This is a genomic window from Limosilactobacillus urinaemulieris (assembly GCF_932750685.1).
Taxonomy (GTDB): Bacteria; Bacillota; Bacilli; order Lactobacillales; family Lactobacillaceae; genus Limosilactobacillus; species Limosilactobacillus urinaemulieris.
Genome location: NZ_CAKOBX010000018.1, coordinates 1 through 1,635 on the forward strand (window position 1 = coordinate 1; position 1,635 = coordinate 1,635).

General features: G+C 40.0%; 1 protein-coding gene. It reads left to right on the top strand.

All coding sequences use genetic code 11. The features are described from left to right. The first annotated feature begins 243 nt into the window (after positions 1-243). Complete coding sequence (locus tag MR181_RS08720) at positions 244-1,449, top strand: IS110 family RNA-guided transposase (protein ID WP_242337151.1); 1,206 nt, start codon at positions 244-246, stop codon at positions 1,447-1,449. The last annotated feature ends 186 nt before the right edge of the window (positions 1,450-1,635 follow it).

A 1,635-nucleotide genomic window follows, 5' to 3' on the forward strand; every position in this document is an offset into this window, starting at 1 on the left:
TAAAAACAGACTAAGATTAGTAGTGAAATTTTTAATCGACGGATTAAGAATTTCACTACTTTTTGTTTTAGAAAGTAGTTATCGAAGTTGACATGTCGAAAAGTACTTTGACACTCGATGTCGGAATAAAAAGTGGCAACTTCATTTTCTTTCCATAATCTGTTTTGAGTCTGCTGGCTTTAAAGTCGTGTACAGAAAATTAGAAATGGGAGGAACGATTGAACTTCATGAGGAGATGAAAAAATGCGCTGCGTATTTGGAATTGATGTTAGTAAGGATTCATTTAGTGTGGCAATTGTTATTGATCAAGCGATGTTTAGGGAAATGAAGCTTCCGCTAAATCGTGATGGCTTCAAAAAACTAGAAGAGGCACTCCAATCTTTTAGCAATCCCGAAGTTGTGTTTGAAGCAACAGGTGTTTATTCACGGCGACTTCAGCGCTTTCTTGATGATCTTGACCAGGACTATACTTGTCTTAACCCGCTAGTTGCCAAGAAGCAGCTTGATGGCCTTCGACCGTATAAAACTGATCGTAATGACGCCCGGCACCTTGCCGAAACGCAATTTATCATGAACCGGGCAATTACTTACAAGATCAGCCCAACTTACCGTAAGTTAATGGATTTCAGCCGATTTTATCAAGAAGTCTGTAAAGACGTTGCAACTCACAAAAATCGTCTCCACCGCTCACTCCAGCTTGTCTTTCCTGAGATTGAACACGTATTAAGTAATACTAATAACGAACTGTACTGGTCGGTAGTTAGTCGATTTTCTCAAGCAACTCGGGTTACTGGAGAATACACTTTCGATGAAGTCGTCGATAGTATCCTTAAAGGAACCCATAAGAATATTTCCAAAGCCCGTGCTGAACAGATTGCGCATAGTCTTTATTCAGCAGCTCGCCTTTCGTATTCAGCAGTTGATGATGATTCACCTGTCTACCTGCAAGTAAATCACCTGGTAACCCAAATTCAGGAAGAAACCAAGCTTAAGAGCAAGATCATTGAACAGATGACCGTCCTCGCAAAGGAATTACCTGAATATAATAAACTCCTTAGCATTCCTGGATTAGGTGCCCGGACCGTTGTTTCTTTAATCGGTGAGCTTGGTGATATTCGGCGCTTTCGTAATAGTAATGCGCTAAATGCTTTCATCGGAATCGATCTACGGCATTATGAATCTGGTGACTATGTCGCAAATGATCACATTAGTAAACGCGGTAACACGGTTGCCAGGAAGATCCTCTTTAAGGCAATTCAGAACATCGCTTCAGCAGCTCATTACCACCCTAACCATATTAACGATTACTATCAGCGACGAAAAATGGACGCTGGGCAGTACGGAACTAAAAAGATCGCAATCGCAGCAATTCACCGACTAATTCGAACAATTTATCATCTCGTCATCAATAATCAATTCTATGATTACTCCTTAGCTACTAAAGGATAACCAGCAGAATTGGATATAGGATCAAGTTCAGTCCACTGTTTAAATCAGCATTAACATTGGGCTTTTTTGTCGTGGATCTAGATCACCGTTACACGCATTCAATTACTAAATTTAAATTAAAGAAAAGTGGGATTACCAACACTAAAACAGTTAATGTCGGTAATCCCACTTGACTAAGCGTAGAAA

Coding starts and splice junctions, on each gene's coding strand:
- MR181_RS08720 (WP_242337151.1), top strand. CDS start 244: ATGCGCTGCGTATTTGGAATTGATGTTAGTAAGGATTCATTTAGTGTG.